Genomic DNA, 20036 nt, shown 5'->3' with positions numbered 1-20036 from the left:
CTGCATGTCTCGTCGCATTCTCAAAACGGCTATTGCCTCCGTCGTCGTCCTGATTACGATGGGCGGTTACTTTGTCTACAACTTGATCGCGGCGCAGGGCCAAGAAAAGTTGGTGCAGGCCCCACTTAATAATGGCACTCCGGTCCCGCCGGCATTCATCGTGGTGGTGGATGATTCGAACTCGATGACTTTCGAGCGTATTTTCAAGGGCGGCGATGGGCGGCTTCAATGGAATACTAGTAACTCAAGTTTTTTTAAGGCTGACGGAAGTTTCTTTAATAGTGAGGATAACTGTCTTCGTGATTCTCAGGATTGTTATGTTTACTTATTTCCTTTTCCGGATTATAACTCGGCTTTTCCTATTGGCGTTGCTCTCCCTCCGCTGGATCAATTTGGTTTCGCAAGATCGCCCACATATAATGCAAATTATTTTGATCCTGCGATCCAGTACGATCCGTGGACCAAGGCTGATCGGACCTTGTGGAAGCAGGCTGATTTTACTGCCGCACGGGCGGATTCGCGCGATCCCGCTGTTTATGGCGACGCTAATGGCCAAATAAGAATGAGTAAGTATGGCACGATCGTCGGGCTTGGTCAGCCGAGGGAGGTGACTAGCGATAATTCATTCCGGTTCGTGATTGGTATGACGATTCCCTCTGGGACGCGATATCGGACGACAGAACCTTCCACTGCCAGGATTTGTAATTCCAATGGTTTCGATGGAGTGCGGGGTACTGGTGGGGCGTGGTCAACGATTACCTCCAATGCCCATGTTGGTGCCAATTGTTCTGTGCAAATCTCCTATATTCCTGCGACATTTTACTTGCCTGTTGCTGCTCCGGCACCGACAGGATACAATTCAAATGATGTTAATAGGCCGATTATTGCAAATGCTTGCGGGCCTGGTTGCAATATGCGGCGATATCAGATTTTGAAGTCAAATTACTTGACCACTACGGATTTTAATAACGCATCAAATAACTTTGCCAATTGGTTCCAATATCATCGTAATCGTATTCTTTCCATTATTGGTTCCGAGTCACGGACATTGGCCAATGTCGATAATATGCGGGTTGGTTACTTTACGATCAATAATCGTAAGCAGCCGACCATGTATGACATCGGCGACGATACTTCGCGTAAAACGTTGTTCGAGCAGATCTATCACCTCATACCACTTGGCGGTACGCCCAATCGTGTGGCTATCGAGTATTTGGGCCAGCAGTTCAGGCGAACCGATTTCGGAGCGCCGGTGTTGCGTGCATGTCAAAAAAACGGCGGCATGCTATTTACCGATGGTTATACGAATCCCAATGCCCAAGCCTCTCCCAATGTTCCTAGTGCGACGTATGGAAATGCCGACTCGACAGGGACTGTGAATTTTCCTGCGTTGCCATTTGCCGACGGCTATAGCGAAACGATCGCTGACATCGCTGCCAGCTATTATTCTGGTGTAAACACGCCTTTGGTGACTGGGCAGGGTTTCACCGGCGGCTTGGTGCCTGTTGACGAAAAGTGCGCAACCCTCGACAAGACATCCGCCGACTGGAAGCGTTTGGATTGTCAGAAAGATCTGCATATGAACTTCTATGCGATCACCTTGGGCGCACAGGGAAGTATTTACGAAGTCAATCAGGCGGCCACCAGGGACCCTTATGCCAATGCTCCCAACTGGAACGCTGATGGCGATCCACTGGTGAATGATGATGGCCGCGTGATCGATGAGCTCTGGCATGCCACCATCAATAGCCGTGGTCAGTTCATCAATGCCAAGAGCCCTAATGAAGTGACCGCTGCGATGCGTCGAGTGCTGTCGGCCGCCAGTGCTGCCAACTCGCCGTCTGGCACGCTGGCGTTGACGGGTGCGCGCATCGGTGCAGGCTCGTTGACCGTGACTCCTGAGTACCAGATCAGCAACAACGGCACGGATTGGTCCAGCAAGCTGAAGGCCAATCAGGTCTCGGTTGATCCGGATACGCGCGAAGCGCGCTTTACTCCGCTCTGGGAGGCATCTGCACAGATGCCTGCAGCCAGTGCACGCAATGTTTACTTCAACGATGGCAGTAATGTGCGAAAATTCGATGGCACGAGCATCAGCTTAAGCGGTCTATGTGGTTTGTCCGCGACGTTGTATCCCAGTCAATCGCTCTGCTCGCAGTCGGACCTGACCAGTCTTGGTGCAACCGCCGCGACTGCCGCCAATTATCTACTGGGTGACCGTAGTGGCGAAGTTCAGCAGGGTGGCAAGTTCCGCGACCGGAGCACCGTTCTCGGCGATATCGTCAATTCCACCCCGGTGATCAGTGCACCGGTCGACGACTATGGATATCGTGGCTTGGGCGGTACGCTGGGGACTAGCTATACCGACTATCTCAATAGCAAGCGCAATAAGGCCTATATGGTGTACGCAGGGGCCAATGACGGCATGCTGCATGCCGTCGATGGCGGCATCGACAGCACTGGTGCCGTCACCGGAGGTGGTGGCCGTGAGCGCTTTGCGTATGTGCCCGCGACGTCATATGGCCACATGGGAAATCTGTTGCTGCCCTACCAAGTCAATAAGTCATCTACGTTGCCCAATTTTGATCATCGTTACTTCGTCGATGGTCCGATTGCGGTAGGAGATACGTACTACAACAACGCCTGGCAGACGACGCTGGTCGGCACCACGGGTGCGGGTGGTCGCGGTGTCTTCGCATTGGACGTCACCAATCCGGCAAGCTTCGGCGCCAGTAGCCGTCTCTGGGAGATCAATGATCTCAGTGGCGATGCCACTGTGCGCGCGAACATCGGGCATGTGCTCGGCAAGCCCGTCATCGTTCCGGTGCGCGCGGCCAATGGAACGGTCAGCTGGAAGGCGATCTTCGGCAACGGCTATGCTAGCGCCAGCGGCAAGGCGGTGTTGTTCGTGGTCGATATCGGGACCAGTTCCACGCCGACGATTCATATGATCGAGGCAACGGAGCCGGCAGGCACAACAGCGGCAACCAAAATCAGTGGTAACAACGGACTCGGCAATCTCATTGTGTTGGACCGTATCGATAATCTGACGATCGACCCGACCACCAACAAGCCGGCTCGCACGCGCGATGGATATGCTGACACGGTCTATGCGGCCGATCTTCGTGGAGCGATTTGGAAGTTCGATCTCACATCAACCGCAACATCAGTGACCGTTCCCGCGTTCACGACAGGGACTTATTCCGAAGGTGGTTTGAACTACCGTCAGCCAATCACCGGTGGACTGCAGGCCGCTTCCGGAGAGAACGGTGGAGTTCTGGTCTTGTTCGGCACCGGTAGTTTTTCGTTTGATAAAGATAACCAGGCGAGTTCCGCGCTGCAGACGCAAAGCCTGTATGGTTTCACGGATAAGGTGGATGGGGTGATCTCCACAACCCTAACCAGGGCGAACCTGACGCCATTTTCTGTCAGCAGTGGTACTTCTGGTACTACTCGATCCCTGCAGCAAGGCAATGCCCCCTCGACGTCGCTTGGTTGGTACGTGGATCTGCCCGCCGGTGAACGATTTGTGGGTTATCCGGAACTCGTATCGGGAATCTTGTTCATGCCCACCTATGCGCCGCTCGCGATCAGCAGCGGGTGCAGTACCGATGGTGTGAACTGGTTGTTCGGGCTGAATCCGAGAACGGGCGTGGGCGCCCTATCTGGTGTGCGAATGGGCGGCATCGGAGGGTCTACGCTCGCTAACGGTTCAGCGGGCATCTCTCTCAACACCGGTGGCAATGCTCCGGTCAAGGACGTGGGCGTGTCGGTCGTGCCCAGGCTCGAGCCTAAGGTCAATCCCAAGGATGGTTCTGCGGCGCCCACTGTTCCTCCAGGTTCGGGCTGCTGGATGATCGTCAGCGTAGCCGGTGCCGCACCCATGTATGTTCCTTATCCTTGCGGCCGCCAGTCCTGGCGCCAGCTTCAGTAACGGAGATTGTCAATGCCCTTAGACCTCTCGCGCTCCCTGTCTAGGCAATTTCGCCAGCGTGCTGGCGCCGGTGGCTTTACCTTGATCGAGTTGATGATCGTCGTCGCGATCATCGGCATCCTGGCGGCTGTCGCCTACCCGTCTTACGCCGACCATGTTCGCAAGTCTCGCCGAGCGCAGGCCAAGGCCGACCTGGTCGAATACTCGCAGTTGTTGGAACGCTCGCATACGACTAACAACACCTATGCCAGTTTCAAGTTTGGAAACGGGTCGACGACCATCCAGTCGCCGCGCGAAGGTGGTACAGCGCAATACAACATCACGCTCGCGACCACGCAGTCGACCTTTACCTTGACCGCTGCCCCTCAGGGCAGCCAAGCCAACGACAAGTGCGGCACGCTGACGTTGAACCAGGCAGGGGTGAAGACGCCGAGCGCGACTGCCACTCCAGGCTGCTGGTAGCTTGTGCTAGGTGTTGCGCTGCTGCGAAGTTGCGTCTAGAATGCGCCTCCACGCCCGAATAGCTCAGCCGGTTAGAGCACTTGACTGTTAATCAGGGGGTCGTTGGTTCGAGTCCAACTTCGGGCGCCAAGATGAAACAAAAAAGCCGCGACGTGTCGCGGCTTTTTTGTTCGCCTGCTTATCGGGCCATGCAGCTCACAGAACTGGTGTAGCGGACGGTACGTGCTCTTCCCGAGTTGTTGACCACTACGTCAGCGAGTCGCCGAGCGTTGCTGCATAAGCTGATGGTGATGTTCGTGCCGCTGCTGCGGCCGTTCGGCAGGAAACGAACGATGGATCTTCCGACGGTGCTGGTGATGTCGAGGCCGCCGGTGGAGGAGGCATGCTCCACTCTGATGACGGATGCGGCGCTTTGCGGCTGTACGCCGCGCTCTGGATCCTTGAAGAGGATCCATCCGTGGCTCCAGTCGCGATCTGTTCGGCAACGAACCCCGTCCGTAGAGGGGCAAATGCTGACAGGCGCGCCTTGTGTCACGGCAAAACTTCTGGCCATCGCAAGATGTGCGGTCAGCACGTGCACGCGGGTGGTCGCTCGCTGCCACTCGATGAGGCTTTTGAAGCTAGGTATACCGATGGCTGCACCGATTCCGACGATCGCCATCACGATGAGCAACTGGACTGCGGTGTACCCTTTCGCGTTCGAATAGCTTGCTGCATCCATTGCGCCTCTCCTTGAAGTTGAGCAAGCAGTCTCAACATTGGTTGTCTGCCAAGTAACGCTGCCTCCACTTGCACGGCTGTCAGGGTTCTACCGATGTTGGCCTCCGTAAATTCGTGCAGCCTCCCCCGAGATCGTTCCATGACCGACCGTTTTCAGCTCGTATCCCCATACTCGCCAGCGGGCGACCAGCCTGCCGCCATCGACAAGTTGGTGGCCAACTTTGAGGCTGGGCTGGCCAAACAGACGCTGTTGGGGGTGACCGGTTCGGGCAAGACCTACACCATTGCTAACGTCGTCCAGCAGGTGCAGAAGCCGACCCTGGTAATGGCGCCGAACAAGACGCTGGCGGCGCAGTTGTATGGCGAGTTCAAGTCGTTCTTCCCGCACAACGCGGTGGAGTACTTCGTCAGCTACTACGACTATTACCAGCCAGAGGCTTACGTGCCGTCGTCGGACACCTTCATCGAGAAGGACAGTTCGATCAACGAACACATCGAGCAGATGCGTTTGTCGGCGACCAAGACCTTGCTGTCGCGGCGCGATTCGCTGGTGGTGGCGACGGTGTCGGCAATCTATGGCCTCGGCGCGCCGGAAGACTATTTGTCGCTGCGCCTGATCCTGTCGATTGGCGAACACATCGATCAGCGTCAGTTGATCCGTCATCTCACCGACCTGCAGTACACCCGTAACGAGTTCGAGCTCACGCGCGGCGCTTTTCGCGTGCGCGGCGAGGTGCTGGATGTGTTCCCTGCCGAGTCGGATACCGAGGCCCTGCGCATCGAGTTGTTCGATGGCGACATCGAGCAGCTGACGCTGTTCGATCCGCTCACCGGCGAGACCTTGCGCAAGCTGCAGCGCTATACCGTGTACCCGAAAACGCATTACGCCACGACGCGTGAGCGCACGTTGAGTGCGGTAGACACCATCAAAGAAGAGTTGAAAGAGCGGCTTGAGCAGCTCTACTCGCAGAGCAAGTTGGTCGAGGCGCAGCGTCTGGCGCAGCGCACGCAGTTCGATCTGGAAATGATGGCCGAAGTGGGTTTCTGCAACGGTATCGAAAACTACTCGCGGCATCTCACCGGCAAGGCACCCGGCGAGCCGCCGCCGACCTTGTTCGATTACCTGCCGCCGGACGCGCTACTGGTCATCGACGAATCGCACGTGACCATTCCGCAGATCGGCGCGATGTACAAAGGCGACCGCTCGCGCAAGGAAACGCTGGTGGAGTTCGGCTTCCGCTTGCCGTCTGCGCTGGATAACCGGCCGCTGCGGTTCGAAGAGTGGGAAGCGCGTTCGCCGCGCAGCATTTACGTGTCAGCGACACCGGGTCCTTACGAGTTGCGCGAGTCGGCTGGCGAGGTTACGGAGTTGGTGGTGCGCCCGACTGGCTTGATCGACCCGGTAGTGGAGATCCGTCCGGTGGGCATGCAGGTCGATGACCTCATGTCGGAGATTCACGAACGCATCAAGCTCGGCGACCGCGTGCTGGTGACCACATTGACCAAGCGCATGGCCGAAAACCTCACCGAGTACCTGGGCGAGCATGGCATTCGGGTGCGCTATCTGCACTCGGATATCGACACCGTAGAGCGTGTGGAAATCATTCGCGACCTGCGTCTGGGCAAATTCGATGTGCTCGTCGGCATCAATCTGCTGCGCGAGGGCTTGGACATGCCGGAAGTGTCGCTGGTGGCGATCCTGGATGCCGACAAGGAAGGCTTCCTGCGGTCGACCGGTTCGCTGATCCAGACCATTGGGCGCGCCGCACGCAATTTGCGCGGCAAGGCCATTTTGTATGCCGACAAGATGACCCGTTCGATGCAGGCAGCGATCGACGAGAGCGATCGCCGCCGTGAAAAGCAGGTCGAGTACAACCTGGAACATGGCATCACGCCTGAATCTGTCGAGAGGCCGATCTCCGACATCATGGAAGGTGCGCGCGAAGATGCAGCCGAGAAGAAGTCGGGCAAGGGGCGTTCCAAGTCGCGTCAGGTCGCTGAGGAGACACCCGATTACCGCGCCATGAAACCCGCGGAAATCGCCGGCAAGCTCAAGAGCCTGGAGCAGAAGATGTATCAGCACGCAAAGGATCTTGAGTTCGAGGCCGCAGCGCAAATACGCGACCAGATCCAGAAGCTCAAAACGGCAAGCCTGGCCTAGGGCAGTGGAGTATTCGGGTGCGGGTGGGGCTTGTGGTCGATGCATCCCTGCGCTAGAATGCGCGCCCTGCACAGCGCAATGCTAGCGAGGGATTCGGGCGGTTAGCTCAGCGGTAGAGCACTACCTTGACATGGTAGGGGTCACAGGTTCGAACCCTGTACCGCCCACCACTCCAAGTCCAGATGGTACTGCGGCTTGAGTGGATTCAACATCGGCAGCGATGTCTGCCACTGACCCCAACGTGACCCAACGCAGAAGTTGCTGCAGCTTTGGCATGCGTTAGGTCAGGTTTTCTGCATGCGAATCCGAGTTGTTCTGCGCTTACGCATGCCTCGTAGCGCTGCACGTTGCGTATTGAGTCGACCCTGAAAAACCCCCAGACCACATCCATTGCAAGGCTTCATCTGCGTTTTCGGTGTGCTGGAATTGCCAGTTTTCGTTACGCTACGTCCTGGTTTCTGGCAGTTTTCGCCCATGCGGACACGCCGTCCTGCCGCCGAGCAGTTGCCTGCCGATGAGCTGTTTGGTTCGCATCTGGAGAACCAGATCGACTTGCGCCATCCACTGGTCCAGCTGCGACGTTCCCCCGCCCTGAGTAGCGCCCGGGTTTAGAGTCCTGGGTTGACGATATCGGTGTTTGCCAGATATTGGGCATACGCAGCTGGTGTCATGCCGCCGATTGCGTTCTTGGGTCGGTCCTCGTTGTATTCGCGTCGCCAGCGTTCTATTTCCGTGCCTGCATGCAGTAGCGTTGGGAGCCAGTGTTCGTTGAGGCATTCGTCGCGCAGCCGGCCGTTGAACGATTCGACGTAGCCGTTCTGGTTCGGTTTGCCCGGCGGGATGAGCTTGGCTGCACACCCCGGTCATGCGCCCAGGCGACCATCGCTTTGCCGCAACACTCCTTGCCGTTGTCAGTGCGGATCATCTTCGACAGACCGCGACTGTGTGGCAACCGATCCAGCACGCGCACAATGCCGTGTCCCGAGATCGCACCCTCCACGTCGATGGCGACCGCTTCGTGGGTTGCGTCGTCCACGATCACCAGACGCCATAGCGGCGATGGCGATGCGCCAACGCACAGATGCGTTCGCGCAGTTCGCCATTGCGGTCTTCGCGCGAGCAATAGCGCAGCGCACTGGCGCTCATGCCGATCGCTGCCAACGCACGACGCTCGCTGTCACCACGCCCGATCCACTCGCGCACCAGCGTACGACGTGCCGGTGCGCTCACCACTTTTTTCGCAGCGCATCCTTGATCAGGTCGTTCTCGAACAGTTACTCGGCCAGCAACTTCTTCAGCCGCGCGTTCTCGGACTCGAGGTCCTTGAGCCGCTTGGCATCGGGCACGCTCATGCCGCCGAACTTGCTGCGCCACACATAGTACGAGGCCTCGCTGAAGCCATGCCGCCGGCACCGGTCCCTGATCGCTATGCCCGCATCGGCTTCCCGCAGGAAGCCGATGATCTGTTCTTCGGAAAAACGCTTCTTCACGTCTAATCTCCTCGGGGTAGGGAATTGGACTCCACACTGGTGTGCTACTCAAAATCGGGGGGGCGTCGCTCCCACAGCAGAACGGAATGGTGGAACAGGTGATCCGGACGCTGAAGGAGCAGTGCGTGCACCGGCATCGCTTGGAGAGCCAAACTCACGCACTGCGCGTGATTGCTGACTGGATCGCCTTCTACAACCCACAGCGCCCTCATCAAGCGCTGAAGATGATGACCCCAAACGCGGCCTACGCCGCTACATTAACCGCATGACCTGTGCAGAAACCGCTGGGTCATTACAGCCGCAGCGGCGAGGGGTTCTTGTCCACCTTGTAGTTCAGCTCGTGCGCGATGCGCAGGATGCGCTTGCGGGTTTCCTCGTTGACCATTGGGGTGCCGCCAGCGCGCGCGATACCTTCGGCTGCGACACGCCGGCCAGGTAGGCGATATCCAGCGAGGTGGCTTTACCCTTGATGGCCATGGTCGGCAACGGCAGGACAAGTGGCCGGCATCATGCCATGCACCCGCCGGCGCCGTGCAGCCGTACGCAGCGGCCGGCTGATTGGTTTACCATTCACGCCCAAGACCCCTTGCGAGAAGGTGGCCCGCGCCCAGCGCCGGCCCAGCGTGCGACATGAGCACTACCACCGCCCACCGCTGATCCTTCAGTCTGCGCCAGCGCGCAGAGCGCTGCATGGCGCTGTCTCGACTCACTTCCCGCATTCCCCTCCGAGCCTGTCCAGCAATGGCCAGATCTCCCATGGCAGCCGACCGCTGCAGCCAGACCAGACCTCAATTCTTGCCCATGATCAACATCACGCTCCCCGACGGCAGCCGCCGTGAATTCGAATCCCCCGTCTCGGTGATGCAGGTCGCCCAGTCGATCGGCGCCGGTCTGGCCAAGGCCACCATCGCCGGCCGGGTCGACGGCCAGCTGGTCGATGCCAGCGACGTCATCGACCATGACGCCAGCCTGCGCATCATCACCGCCAAGGACGCCGAAGGCGTCGAAATCATTCGCCACTCCTGCGCACATCTGGTCGGGCATGCGGTCAAGCAGCTGTATCCCGAGGTCAAGATGGTGATCGGCCCGGTCATCGCCGAAGGCTTCTATTACGACATCTATAGCGAGCGCCCGTTCACGCCGGAAGACATGGCCGCGATCGAGCAGCGCATGCAGGCGCTGATCGCGCAGGACTACGACGTGATCAAGAAGGTTACTCCGCGCGCCGAGGTGATCGAAGTCTTCGCCCAGCGCGGCGAAGAGTACAAGCTGCGCCTGATCGACGACATGTCCGACGACATCACCGCGATGGGCCTGTACTACCACCAGGAATACGTGGACATGTGCCGCGGCCCGCACGTGCCCAATACGCGCTTCCTCAAGGCGTTCAAGCTGACCCGCATTTCCGGCGCCTACTGGCGCGGCGATGCCAAGAACGAGCAGTTGCAGCGCATCTATGGCACCGCCTGGGCCGACAAGAAGCAGCTGGATGCCTACATCCTGCGCATGGAAGAAGCCGACAAGCGCGACCATCGCCGCATCGGCAAGGCACAGGACCTGTTCCACCTGCAGGAAGAGGCGCCCGGCCTGGTGTTCTGGCACCCCAAGGGCTGGTCGCTGTGGCAGGTGGTCGAGCAGTACATGCGCAAGGTCTACCGCGACAGCGGCTATGGCGAAGTGCGCTGCCCGCAGATCCTGGACGTGTCGCTGTGGCAGAAATCCGGCCACTGGGACAACTACCAGGACGCGATGTTCTTCACCGAATCGGAGAAGCGCACCTACGCGGTCAAGCCGATGAATTGCCCTGGCCACGTGCAGGTATTCAACCAGGGCCTGCACAGCTATCGTGACCTGCCGATCCGCTACGGTGAATTCGGCGCCTGCCACCGCAACGAGCCGTCCGGCGCGCTGCACGGCATCCTGCGCGTGCGCGGTTTCACCCAGGACGACGGACATGTCTTCTGTCTTGAATCGCAGATCGAGTCCGAAGTCACCGCCTTCCATCAGCAGGCGCTGGCGGTCTACACCGCGTTCGGGTTCGACGACATCCAGATCAAGATCGCGCTGCGTCCGGAAAAGCGGCTGGGCGACGATGCCACCTGGGACAAGGCCGAAGCCGCGCTACGCAGCGCGCTGGGCGTGTGCGGGGTGGAATGGCAGGAACTGCCGGGCGAGGGCGCCTTCTATGGCCCGAAGATCGAATACCACCTCAAGGACGCCATCGGCCGCACCTGGCAGCTGGGCACCATGCAGGTCGACTTCATGATGCCGGGCCGCCTTGGCGCCGAGTACGTGGATGAGAACAGCCAGAAGAAGCATCCGGTCATGCTGCACCGGGCCATCGTGGGTTCGATGGAGCGTTTCATCGGCATCTTGATCGAACACCACGCAGGCGCGTTCCCGTCCTGGCTGGCGCCGGTCCAGGTCGTTGTCGCAAATATCACCGATGCGCAGGCAGACTATGTCGATGCGGTACGGAAAACCCTTGCAAATCAAGGCTTCCGTGTCAGCGCCGATTTGCGTAACGAGAAGATCGGTTATAAGATTCGCGAGCATACGCTGCAACGGGTGCCATATCTGCTCGTGGTCGGTGACCGTGAGAAGGAAAATGGCGCGGTCGCCGTGCGGACGCGTTCGGGGGAGGACCTCGGGACCATGACGGTCTCAGCCTTCATCGAACGCCTGCAGGCAGAGCAGGCAGCGTGAGCCAACCCCGGCCGGTCTGGATGATCCGGATGCGCCGGTTCGATTCCCCTGGGAGATTGCAATATCAGTACCCCTGACAACAAACAGAACCGCAAGAACCAAGAAATCCGTGTGCCGCGCGTTCGCGTGATCGGTAGCGACGGTGAGATGGTCGGCGTGTTGTCGCGCGACGAAGCGCTCGCCAAGGCCGAAGAAGAAGGCCTGGATCTGGTCGAAATCCAGCCGCAGGCCGATCCGCCGGTCTGCAAGATCATGGATTTCGGCAAGTTCAAGTTCGAGCAGCAGAAAAAGGCCAACGAGGCCAAGAAGAAGACCAAGCAGGTCGAGATCAAGGAACTCAAGTTCCGTCCGGTCACCGACGAGGGCGACTACCAGATCAAGTTGCGCAACATGCGCCGCTTCCTTGAAGAGGGCGACAAGGTCAAGGTCAACATCCGCTTCCGTGGCCGTGAAATGAGCCATCAGGAGCTGGGCCGCGAGATGGCGGCGCGGATCGAGGCCGATCTGGGCGATGAGATCGTCATCGAATCCCGTCCGCGCCTGGAAGGGCGTCAGATGGTGATGATGATCGCGCCCAAGAAGAAGATCTGAGGATTTGCTTCTGCGCTCCGACGGGCCCCGACGGGGTCCGTTGTGTTTGCAAGATCAATCAGTTGCAACAATTCCCGGCAACGGGTAGACTGCGCGGCCGGGTTTTATCGGGCGCCGTGCAAGCGGCATCAGGACCTGTCCGGATCGTGTTCGATCAAGGGCTTACAAGCAGGCAAGGGCAAGGATGGAAAGCGTAGTCGCAAGACTGCCGCCCGTGTCAGTGACAAAACACTATCAAGGACATTGCAATGCCCAAGATCAAGACCAACCGGGCGGCGGCCAAGCGTTTCCGCAAGACCGCCTCCGGCAAGTACAAGTGCGGCCACGCCAACCGTAGCCACATCCTCACGAAGAAAGCGACCAAGCGGAAGCGCAACCTGCGGCAGACGAATCACGTCCGTGCCGAGGATGCTGGCCGTCTCGATCGTATGCTTCCCTACCTCTGAGGACTGACCCATGGCACGAGTAAAGCGTGGCGTACAGGCGCGTCGCCGCCACAAGAAAATTCTGACCCTGGCGAAGGGCTACTACAACGCTCGCCGCAAGGTCTTCCGCGTTGCCAAGCAGGCAGTCATCAAGGCACAGCAGTACGCCTACATTGGCCGCAAGCAGAAGAAGCGTAATTTCCGTTCGCTGTGGATCACCCGCATCAATGCGGCTGCCCGCATCAACGGCTTGAGTTACAGCCGTTTCATGAATGGCCTGCTCAAGGCGGGTATCACCCTGGACCGTAAGGTGCTGGCCGATATCGCCGTGCACGACGCCGCCGGTTTTGCCGCGCTGGCCGAGAAGGCAAAGGGCGCGCTGGCTGCGTAAGTGCGAGTCCCTCGCAGGAGCCTGCACACCCATGTGCGGACTGCTGAAAGAAGCGAGTCATCGCGAGCGGTCGCACTGAGGTGTTACATGCTTTCGGTGAGGTGAAACGCAGAGATGCAGGGGGAAGGGCGCGAGTCCTTCCCCTTTTGCGTTTTTGCGAAGTCGCCAAGTGGGCGATGACAGAGTAATGCAGTGACAATGCGTTCCGGTGTATCCGGAAACACCGTTCGGCTAGCAGTTGAGGCGCAAGTGCAATGAGTGAGATTCAATCCCTGACCGAGCGCGCGCTGGCCGATGTTGCCGCGGCGCAGACGCCGGACCAACTGGAAGCCTTGCGTGTCGCGTTGCTGGGCAAGAGCGGCAGCATTACCGCTCAGCTGAAGCAGCTCGGTACGTTGCCGGCCGATCAACGCAAGGCTGCTGGCGAGGCGATCAATCTGTTGCGCGACGCGCTGACTGCGGCGTTGGCCGAACGCAAGAACACGCTGGAAACCGCCGCGCTGGATGCACGCCTGGCTGGCGAACGCATCGATGTCACCTTGCCCGGCCGCCGCAGCGAGCGCGGTGGTCTGCACCCGGTGACGCGCACGCTCGAGCGCATCGTCGAAATCTTCGCGCGGCTCGGCTACGAGCTGTCGGACGGCCCGGAAATCGAGGACGACTGGCACAACTTCGAAGCGCTGAATTTCCCGCCGCACCACCCGGCGCGCGCGATGCACGACACGTTCTATTTCGGCGACGGTCGCCTGTTGCGCACCCACACTTCAGGTGTGCAGGTGCGTTACATGGATGCGCACAAACCGCCGCTGCACATGATCGCGGCCGGCAAGGTGTACCGCTCCGATTCGGATCAGACCCACTCGCCGATGTTCCATCAGCTCGAAGGTCTGTTGGTGGATGAGCATTCCACTTTCGCCGATCTCAAGGGCACCTTGTCCGAGTTCGTGCGCGCGTTTTTCGAGCGCGACTTCGAAATGCGTTTCCGCCCCAGCTATTTCCCGTTCGTGGAGCCGGGTGCGGAAGTGGATATCGCCTGGCAGCAGCCCGACGGCAGCACGCGCTGGCTGGAAGTGCTGGGCTGCGGCATGGTGCACCCGAACGTGCTGCGCAACGTCGGTATCGACCCCGAGCGCTACACCGGCTTCGCCTTCGGCCTGGGCGTGGAGCGCTTTGCGATGCTGCGCTACGGCGTCAACGATCTGCGCGCGTTCTTCGAGAACGATGTGCGTTTTCTTCGGCAGTTTGCTTGACGGCGGGGATTCGGGATTGGGGATTCGCAACCGTGCCCCGGTCCGCCCCGGACTCCGTCGACGCGTTCTAGCTAATCCCCAATCCCGAATCCCGAATCCCGGCTCTCCATGAAATTCTCTGAAAATTGGCTGCGCAGCCACGTTCCGATCCAGGCCACGCGCGACGAACTGGCCGCGACGCTGACGGCTATTGGTCTGGAAGTCGAAGAAGTCATACCGTTGGGTGAGTCGCTGGGCCAGGTGGTGGTGGCACGTATCGTCGAGGCGATGCGTCATCCGGAAGCTGATCGTCTGCAGGTCTGCAGCGTCGATGCAGGGCAGGGTGAGTTGCTGCAGATCGTGTGTGGCGCGCCGAACGCGCGTCCGGGTCTGGTGGCGCCGCTGGCGCTGGTCGGTGCGAAGATCGGTGAGCTGACCATTACCGCTGCCAAGCTGCGTGGTGTGGCGTCCAATGGCATGTTGTGTTCGGCCAAGGAGCTTGGTCTGGATAGCGACGCTGCCGGCCTGTTCGAGTTGCCGGACGATGCGCCGGTGGGGCAGGCGCTTGCCGAGTATCTTGGGCTGCCCGATGCCAGCATCGAGATCAAGCTCACCCCGAACCGCGCCGATTGCTTCAGCGTGCGCGGCATCGCCTTCGACGTGGCCGCCGCGTGCGCCAGCGAAGTGGTGGCATTCGACGCCGGTGCCGTGGCGCCGGTGTCCACGCGTACGCTGGCAGTGGAACTGGATGCCGGCAAGGATGCGCCGCGGTATTGCGGCCGTGTCATCGAGGGGATCGACCCCGCTGCGAAAACGCCGGTATGGCTTGCCGAACGCCTGCGCCGCAGTGGCGTGCGCCCGGTGTCGTTGCTGGTGGATATCACCCAGTACGTGATGCTGGAACTGGGGCAGCCGATGCATGCGTTCGATCTGGATACCTTGCACGGCCCGATCGGCGTGCGCCGTTCGTGTGCCGGCGAGCAGCTGGCCTTGCTGGATGGGCGCCAGGTCACGCTGGACGACAGCTTCCTGACCATTGCCGATGCCGGGCGGCCTGTGGCGCTGGCCGGCTTGATGGGCGGGCTGGACACGCGCGTCACCGAGACCACACGCAATGTGTTTTTAGAGTCGGCATATTTCGACCCGGCCGCCATCATGGGCCGTGGCCGCAAACTCGGTCTGCATACCGATGCCGGGCATCGCTTCGAGCGGGGCGTGGATCCGGCATTGCCGCCACAAGCGATCGAAGTGGCGACACGCCTGGTGCTGGAACTGGCCGGCGGGACGCCTGGTCCGGTGGTGCATGCGCAACTGCCGCAGCATCTGCCGCAGCCGGCGCGCATTCTGTTGCGTCGCGCGCGTATTGCACGCGTGCTCGGCATCCAGATCGACGACGTCGACGTCGTGCGCATGTTGCGCGCGCTTGGCATGCAACTCGACGCCGTTGCCGAAGGCTGGGAAGTGATGGCGCCGAGCCGTCGCTTCGACATCGCCATCGAAGAAGATCTCATTGAAGATCTGGCGCGTATCCACGGTTACGACCGGGTGCCGACCACGCTGCCCGGTGGCGCCAGTCGCATCGCGATGCCGAGCGAAACCCAACTGGACGAGCTCAGCGTGCGCCGCCAGCTGGTGGCACGCGAACTGCAGGAAACCATCAACTACGCCTTCGTCGATGCTGCCTTGCTGGAGCGCTGGCAGCTCACCAATGGCCTGGTGCCGTTGGCCAATCCGCTCAGTGCCGAGCTGGCGATCATGCGTCCATGCCTGTTGCCGGGCCTGGTGGCCACATTGGGCCGCAACGCTGCCCGTCAGGCCGGGCGGGTGCGCCTGTTCGAACTGGGCAAGGTGTTCGCCGCGGCCGCCGATGCCGGCGCAGCACCGCAGGAGTCGCAGCACGTTGCCGCAGCGGTGTGCGGCGATGCGCTGGCGCTGCAATGGGGCGAGGCCGCGCGCAAGGTGGATTTCCACGATGTGAAGGGCGACCTGATGGCACTGGCTGCGGCCAGCGGCGCGCAGCTGGAGTTTCAGCCGTCGACGCAGCCGTTCGGGCATCCGGGCCGGTCGGCCGATATCTATCGCGACGGCGTCTGCATCGGCTGGATCGGGCAGGTGCATCCGCGCCTGGCCAAGGCACTGGATATCGACGTAGACGTGATCGCATTCGAGCTGCAGCTGGGGCCATTGGTGCAGCGGACGCTGCCGTGTGCCGGCGAGCTGTCGCGCTTCCCCTCGGTGCGCCGCGATCTGGCCTTCCTGGTGCCGGACGAGGTGAGCTGGGCGGCAGTGTCGGCCAGTGTGCGAACCACGGTCGGGCCGTTGTTGCGCGAGGTGCAGTTGTTCGACCGCTATGTCGGGCAGGGGGTCGCGCCAGGTTTCAAGAGTCTGGCTATGGGCTTGATTTTGCAGGATAACTCGCGCACTCTCACCGACCGGGACGTCGATGCAGTCGTCACCGATGTGGTGGCCGTGATCGAGCGTGAGCATCGCGCCCGGATCCGGAGTTGAGGCGGTAACCAGGGGATTGGTATGGCATTGACGAAAGCGGAGATGGCCGAACGTCTGTTCGATGAGGTCGGTTTGAACAAGCGTGAGGCAAAGGAATTTGTCGACGCGTTCTTCGATGTGCTGCGCGATGCGCTGGAGCAGGGGCGTCAGGTGAAGTTGTCCGGTTTCGGTAACTTCGATCTGCGGCGCAAGAACCAACGACCCGGTCGCAATCCCAAAACCGGCGAAGAAATTCCGATCTCGGCACGGACGGTGGTGACGTTCCGCCCCGGGCAGAAACTCAAGGAACGGGTGGAGGCTTATGCTGGATCCGGGCAGTAATCGCGAGCTACCGCCGATTCCGGCCAAGCGCTACTTCACCATCGGTGAGGTGAGCGAGCTATGCGACGTCAAACCGCATGTGCTGCGCTACTGGGAAACCGAATTCCCCAGCCTGGAGCCGGTCAAACGGCGCGGCAACCGGCGCTACTACCAGCGCCACGATGTGCTGATGGTGCGTCAGATCCGCGGGCTGTTGTACGAGCAGGGCTACACCATCGGCGGTGCGCGCTTGCGTCTGGAAGGCGATGGTGCCAAAAGCGAGTCGGCGCTGAGCAATCAGATCATCAAGCAAGTGCGGATGGAGCTGGAAGAAGTCCTGCAACTGCTGCGCCGCTAGGAAAAAGTTTCACAAAGCCGCTATAATCGCAGGACTCCCTACGGCGGAGCGCAGCATCTTCGGGGTATAGCGCAGCCTGGTAGCGCACTAGTCTGGGGGACTAGTGGTCGTCGGTTCGAATCCGGCTACCCCGACCAAAACATCAAGCCCATGACGGTCTGTCATGGGCTTTTTTGTTGCGGCGCAATATTGCATCTTCGTGACTACGTCTGCTGCCCGGCAGATGTAGATCGGCATATCGCGCCGCAGCATGAACGCTAGGCTGGCGCTCGGTCGTTGCGGCCCAGCTCGCTATGGACTTGGGTTGCGGAATGATGCCAAGTGTCCGAAAACGCTCCAAAACCTAAAAGCCAGACCATAACGTGGATCACGGTTCGTTAACGCGTGATAGACGAACTTGAATCAATAGGCCAACGCCGTCAAAAAAATGGCGTGTGGTGTCTTGCAGCGCAATCGTTCTGTGCCATAGTGCAGTGCAACACGCATTACCTGTCGTGATCCCAATGTCTTGAGATGAACTCTGTGTCGTGCGTTCGTGCTGGCGTGTTTGGCCCGTTGAATGCTGCGCGATCTCCTGTCCCACCCAACCGAGGCAGCCAGCCACACGCATGAAGAAACTGATCGGACGATTTTGCCAAGCGCTGAGCCTGGCCTTGATCTGCTCGATGACACTGGGCGCTTGCAGCACCGGGAAAGACATGGCGACGTCGTTGCCGCTTCCCGATCCGCTCGCAATGTCTGCGGTGCAACCCGAGTATCGACTCTCTCCAGGCGATCTGCTGCTGTTCAAGGTGTTCCAGATCGACGATCTGGAACGACAGGTACGTATCGATCAGAACGGCCATATTTCGTTGCCGCTTATCGGCGATGTCAACGCAGCTGGCATGAGCGTTGGTGAGCTGGAGAAAATGGTGGCCGACCGGTATCGCAACGGCTATTTGCAAAATCCGCAGGTGTCGGTGTTCGTGCAGGAATCCAACGGTCGCCGCGTCACCGTGACCGGCGCGGTGACAGAGCCCGGCATCTATCCGGTCGTCGGCGCCAATCTGACCCTCCAGCAGGCCGTGGCGCAGGCGAAGGGCGTCAGCACCGTGGCCAGCCGCGGCAATGTCATCGTGTTCCGCATGGTCAATGGGCAAAAGATGATTGCGCGGTTCGACCTGGCCGAGATTGAGAAGGGCACCAATCCGGATCCTGAGATTTACGGCGGCGATATCGTCGTTGTGTACCGCTCGGATGCGCGCGTTTGGTTGCGCACCATGCTGGAAATGACTCCTCTTGTGATGGTGTGGCGCGCATACCGATGAGTATGAATTCCGACAATCGTCCCTCTTCGTCTCATCGTCACTGGCATCTCGAACTTGCCGATGTGGGCTTGCTCGATTACTGGCGCGCCCTGGTGTCGCAGCGCTGGTTGATCTTCGGCATCGCGCTGGCGGGACTGTTGCTGGCGCTGGTCATCACGCTGCTGATGCCGGAGAAGTACCGCGCGACCAGCACGCTGCAGATCGAGCGCGATTCGCTCAACGTGGTGAATGTCGACAATCTGATGCCGGTGGAATCACCGCAGGATCGCGACTTCTATCAAACGCAGTATCAATTGCTGCAGAGCCGTTCGCTGGCGCGCGCGGTGATCCGCGAAGCAAAGCTCGACAAGGAGCCGGCGTTCAAGGATCAGGTCGACGAGGCGTTGGAGAAAGCCGCCGCGAAGAATCCCGAGGCCGGTAAATCGGTGGATTCGCGTCAGGCGATCATCGAGCGCAGCCTCACCGATACGTTGCTGGACGGTCTGGTGGTCGAGCCGATCCTCAATTCGCGCCTGGTCTACGTCCATTACGATTCGCAGGATCCGGTGCTGTCGGCAAAGATCGCCAACACGTACGCAAAGATGTTCATCATCAGCACGCAGGAGCGGCGCATGAAAGCGTCCTCTTTTGCGACCACGTTCCTCGCTGAGCGATTGGAGCAGTTGCGCGGCAAGGTGGAGGACTCGGAAAAGTCGCTGGTTGCGTACTCGACCGATGAGCAGATCGTTTCGGTGGGCGACGACAAACCTTCTTTGCCTGCCCAGAACTTGACCGATCTCAATGCGTTGCTGGCTTCAGCGCAAGATGTCCGAATCAAGGCCGAGGCTGCCTGGCGCCAAGCAGAAAGCGGCGATGTTATGTCGCTGCCGCAGGTGCTCAGCAGCCCGCTGATCCAGAGCCTGCGCGCCCAGCAAGTGCAGCTGACCAGCGAATACCAGCAGAAGCTGTCGACCTTCAAGCCGGACTACCCGGAGATGCAGCGCCTGAATGCGCAGATCGAAGAGTCGCGTCGGCAGATCAATGGCGAGGTCATCAATGTTCGCCAGTCGTTGAAGGCGACCTACGACGCATCGGTGCATCAGGAGCAGTTGCTCAACGAACGCATCGCCGGTTTGCGGAACAACGAGCTTGATCTGCAGGGCCGCAGCATTCGTTACAACATGCTCAAGCGCGACGTCGACACGAACCGTCAGCTCTACGATGCGCTTCTTCAACGCTATAAAGAAATCGGTGTTGCAGGCAATATCGGCGCCAACAACGTGACCATCGTCGATACCGCAGATGTGCCTACGTCGAAGACTTCGCCGAAACTGAAATTGAACCTCGCGTTGGGACTCATCTTTGGCGTATTCCTAGGTTTGGCTGTGGCTCTGGTGCGGTACTTCCTGCGCGTCAATGGGCAGGAAACGCGGTTCAACTGACATCGTGATGTTGCAAAACGATGGTTAATTAAA

At 59.8% G+C, this 20036-nt stretch carries 15 protein-coding genes, 3 tRNA genes and 2 pseudogenes; 17 read left to right on the top strand and 3 right to left on the bottom strand.

The genetic code is table 11. The annotated features are described in order from the left end of the window. Positions 1-4: 4 nt before the first annotated feature. The 3 genes from WJW29_RS02330 (at position 5) to WJW29_RS02320 (ending at position 4525) form a co-directional block, all read left to right on the top strand. On the top strand, positions 5-3934 hold the full coding sequence (locus WJW29_RS02330; protein WP_229002612.1) for a PilC/PilY family type IV pilus protein: 3930 nt from the start codon (positions 5-7) through the stop codon (positions 3932-3934). A gap of 12 nt (positions 3935-3946) precedes the next feature. Next, positions 3947-4396, top strand: a complete 450-nt coding sequence (locus WJW29_RS02325) for a type IV pilin protein (RefSeq protein ID WP_042465105.1) — start codon at positions 3947-3949, stop codon at positions 4394-4396. Positions 4397-4448: 52 nt separating this feature from the next. Then, a tRNA-Asn gene (locus WJW29_RS02320) sits at positions 4449-4525 on the top strand. A gap of 49 nt (positions 4526-4574) precedes the next feature. Here the strand turns inward: WJW29_RS02320 and WJW29_RS02315 are convergent. After that, on the bottom strand, positions 4575-5117 hold the full coding sequence (locus tag WJW29_RS02315; RefSeq protein WP_011259713.1) for a GspH/FimT family pseudopilin: 543 nt from the start codon (positions 5115-5117) through the stop codon (positions 4575-4577). A gap of 138 nt (positions 5118-5255) precedes the next feature. Here WJW29_RS02315 and uvrB point away from each other — a divergent pair, with 138 nt between their 5' ends. Both uvrB and WJW29_RS02305 read left to right on the top strand, forming a co-directional pair. Next, positions 5256-7277, top strand: a complete 2022-nt coding sequence (uvrB, locus tag WJW29_RS02310) for an excinuclease ABC subunit UvrB (protein WP_011409045.1) — start codon at positions 5256-5258, stop codon at positions 7275-7277. Positions 7278-7372: 95 nt separating this feature from the next. Beyond that, positions 7373-7447, top strand: a tRNA-Val gene (locus WJW29_RS02305). A 438-nt stretch (positions 7448-7885) separates the two neighbouring features. Here the strand turns inward: WJW29_RS02305 and WJW29_RS02300 are convergent. After that, positions 7886-8767, bottom strand: a pseudogene (locus WJW29_RS02300) (integrase core domain-containing protein). A 41-nt stretch (positions 8768-8808) separates the two neighbouring features. Here WJW29_RS02300 and WJW29_RS02295 point away from each other — a divergent pair. Continuing rightward, positions 8809-9036, top strand: coding sequence for an integrase core domain-containing protein (locus tag WJW29_RS02295; protein ID WP_042465101.1), 228 nt, complete (start codon positions 8809-8811; stop codon positions 9034-9036). A gap of 26 nt (positions 9037-9062) precedes the next feature. Here WJW29_RS02295 and WJW29_RS02290 read toward each other — a convergent pair. Next, positions 9063-9244 (bottom strand): annotated as a pseudogene (locus tag WJW29_RS02290) (LacI family DNA-binding transcriptional regulator); the annotation flags it as partial. Positions 9245-9568: 324 nt separating this feature from the next. On the opposite strand from WJW29_RS02290, the gene thrS reads away from it, so the two are divergent. The 11 genes from thrS to WJW29_RS02235 all read left to right on the top strand — a co-directional run bounded on the left by thrS (position 9569) and on the right by WJW29_RS02235 (position 20003). Next, positions 9569-11473 carry a threonine--tRNA ligase gene (thrS, locus tag WJW29_RS02285; protein WP_011409044.1) on the top strand — a complete coding sequence of 635 codons (1905 nt, stop codon included), beginning with the start codon at positions 9569-9571 and terminating at the stop codon, positions 11471-11473. A 63-nt stretch (positions 11474-11536) separates the two neighbouring features. After that, positions 11537-12064: a translation initiation factor IF-3 gene (infC, locus tag WJW29_RS02280; RefSeq protein ID WP_075239419.1), complete on the top strand. Its 528-nt coding sequence runs from the start codon at positions 11537-11539 to the stop codon at positions 12062-12064. Between the two features lie 248 nt (positions 12065-12312). Then, positions 12313-12510, top strand: coding sequence for a 50S ribosomal protein L35 (gene rpmI, locus WJW29_RS02275; protein WP_002811096.1), 198 nt, complete (start codon positions 12313-12315; stop codon positions 12508-12510). 10 nt (positions 12511-12520) lie between these two features. Beyond that, positions 12521-12880 carry a 50S ribosomal protein L20 gene (rplT, locus tag WJW29_RS02270; RefSeq protein WP_003484828.1) on the top strand — a complete coding sequence of 120 codons (360 nt, stop codon included), beginning with the start codon at positions 12521-12523 and terminating at the stop codon, positions 12878-12880. Positions 12881-13134: 254 nt separating this feature from the next. After that, a complete protein-coding gene (locus tag WJW29_RS02265) occupies positions 13135-14130 on the top strand; it encodes a phenylalanine--tRNA ligase subunit alpha (protein ID WP_011259704.1) in 996 nt (331 codons plus the stop codon). 108 nt (positions 14131-14238) lie between these two features. After that, positions 14239-16617 (top strand): phenylalanine--tRNA ligase subunit beta, encoded by a 2379-nt coding sequence (pheT, locus tag WJW29_RS02260; protein ID WP_011259703.1) that lies wholly within the window; start codon positions 14239-14241, stop codon positions 16615-16617. Between the two features lie 21 nt (positions 16618-16638). Further along, a complete protein-coding gene (locus WJW29_RS02255; protein WP_002811076.1) occupies positions 16639-16938 on the top strand; it encodes an integration host factor subunit alpha in 300 nt (99 codons plus the stop codon). Then, complete coding sequence (locus WJW29_RS02250; protein WP_005995911.1) at positions 16919-17275, top strand: MerR family transcriptional regulator; 357 nt, start codon at positions 16919-16921, stop codon at positions 17273-17275. The genes WJW29_RS02255 and WJW29_RS02250 overlap by 20 nt, the downstream gene beginning before the upstream one ends. Before the next feature lie 60 nt (positions 17276-17335). Beyond that, positions 17336-17412: transfer RNA gene (locus WJW29_RS02245), tRNA-Pro, on the top strand. 471 nt (positions 17413-17883) lie between these two features. Next, complete coding sequence (locus WJW29_RS02240) at positions 17884-18582, top strand: polysaccharide biosynthesis/export family protein (protein WP_011259702.1); 699 nt, start codon at positions 17884-17886, stop codon at positions 18580-18582. After that, a complete protein-coding gene (locus WJW29_RS02235) occupies positions 18564-20003 on the top strand; it encodes a GumC family protein (RefSeq protein ID WP_027704192.1) in 1440 nt (479 codons plus the stop codon). The genes WJW29_RS02240 and WJW29_RS02235 overlap by 19 nt, the downstream gene beginning before the upstream one ends. Positions 20004-20036 lie beyond the last annotated feature (33 nt).

The organism is Xanthomonas sp. JL1 (assembly GCF_038405005.1).
Note: the sequence above shows the minus strand (reverse complement) of the source record. Positions and strands in the feature narration are given on the sequence as shown.

Coding starts and splice junctions, on each gene's coding strand:
- uvrB (WP_011409045.1), top strand. CDS start 5,256: ATGACCGACCGTTTTCAGCTCGTATCCCCATACTCGCCAGCGGGCGAC.
- WJW29_RS02315 (WP_011259713.1), bottom strand. CDS start 5,117: ATGGATGCAGCAAGCTATTCGAACGCGAAAGGGTACACCGCAGTCCAG.
- WJW29_RS02255 (WP_002811076.1), top strand. CDS start 16,639: ATGGCATTGACGAAAGCGGAGATGGCCGAACGTCTGTTCGATGAGGTC.
- rplT (WP_003484828.1), top strand. CDS start 12,521: ATGGCACGAGTAAAGCGTGGCGTACAGGCGCGTCGCCGCCACAAGAAA.
- WJW29_RS02250 (WP_005995911.1), top strand. CDS start 16,919: ATGCTGGATCCGGGCAGTAATCGCGAGCTACCGCCGATTCCGGCCAAG.
- thrS (WP_011409044.1), top strand. CDS start 9,569: ATGATCAACATCACGCTCCCCGACGGCAGCCGCCGTGAATTCGAATCC.
- WJW29_RS02240 (WP_011259702.1), top strand. CDS start 17,884: ATGAAGAAACTGATCGGACGATTTTGCCAAGCGCTGAGCCTGGCCTTG.
- WJW29_RS02325 (WP_042465105.1), top strand. CDS start 3,947: ATGCCCTTAGACCTCTCGCGCTCCCTGTCTAGGCAATTTCGCCAGCGT.
- WJW29_RS02265 (WP_011259704.1), top strand. CDS start 13,135: ATGAGTGAGATTCAATCCCTGACCGAGCGCGCGCTGGCCGATGTTGCC.
- pheT (WP_011259703.1), top strand. CDS start 14,239: ATGAAATTCTCTGAAAATTGGCTGCGCAGCCACGTTCCGATCCAGGCC.
- WJW29_RS02330 (WP_229002612.1), top strand. CDS start 5: ATGTCTCGTCGCATTCTCAAAACGGCTATTGCCTCCGTCGTCGTCCTG.
- rpmI (WP_002811096.1), top strand. CDS start 12,313: ATGCCCAAGATCAAGACCAACCGGGCGGCGGCCAAGCGTTTCCGCAAG.